The following is a 997-nucleotide window of genomic DNA, read 5'->3' on the forward strand; positions in this document are numbered from 1 at the left end:
CATCTTCACATTGGTAAAGCGCTCGAAGTCCAGTCACAACCCCTTTCTCACGCTTACTTTTGACTCGCGTGGAAGATCCATCATGAGCAGACCCAAAGCTGCCACGCATATAGGATAAAAGTGATCTATCAGAGCGATCGCCCTGAGCCGCAGCAACGTTAAAAGTCGCTTTTCCTGCAGGTAAAAGTAGAGCCATTAGCCCATCAATAAAGGTCGACTTTCCAGCACCGTTATCACCTGTCACCAAAGTGCCATCGGAATCGATAGAAGCAGTATGTAAGCCATGAAAAGAGCCCCAGTTGAAAACCGACAGCTCCGCTAGTCTTATTTGACCTTGAGCAAATAAGTCAGCTCGTGTTGTTGCAATATCATTCATTGACTTCACCAACCTCTTCCCCATTGTTATTAATAGGGCTTGCTTCAACCGAAGCATCCTCTGTTTGCTGCGCCAATAGTGTATACTCTGCCAACATAGATTCTAAAAAGCTGGCACTGACCACATAGCGAATAATCGGAGTTATTTCATATCGATCGTCGGCGCCGCGAATCGTTGACAACACTTTCCTTTTAACCATCTCCTTCACTCGAGCTAACAGCTTTTTGCGATCTTTAGATGCATGATCAGTAATAGGGAGGAAAGGGGTGAGATAGGATTCAAGACGTTCAATGTCTATCGTGATTTTTTGCTCTCCGGCCGACTCTCTGTCTTGATAATGCTTTCTCAGAACCAGCAATATCAGAGTGTCGTAAAGCGATAGTGTTCTCTTTGGTATTAATGTTGTCGATTCATCTAATTCAGGATCATCTTGATTTTCACTATTTCCTTCAGAACCGGGCTCGACATTAATGTCACTGATATCATTCTGATAATCGGCACTAGCGACAAACGCCACCCCCATTTTTTGATCAAGAACCAACCGCAAATATACTTCCGACAAGTGCTTTCGTATTGCAGATTCATGTCGACAAAGTAACTCAAAGAGTTTGGACTTTTGCG

The 997-nt window shown here is 43.9% G+C and carries 2 protein-coding genes; both read right to left on the reverse strand.

Translation table 11 applies throughout. The annotated features are described in order from the left end of the window. Positions 1-376: ATP-binding protein (locus A3766_RS05790; RefSeq protein ID WP_156508718.1), on the reverse strand; the 376-nt coding region annotated here is incomplete at its 3' end. Next, a partial coding sequence (locus A3766_RS05795; RefSeq protein WP_156508719.1) for a DUF4194 domain-containing protein occupies positions 369-997 on the reverse strand: 629 nt, incomplete at its 5' end. The genes A3766_RS05795 and A3766_RS05790, both read right to left, overlap by 8 nt.

Source organism: Oleiphilus sp. HI0132 (assembly GCF_001635845.1).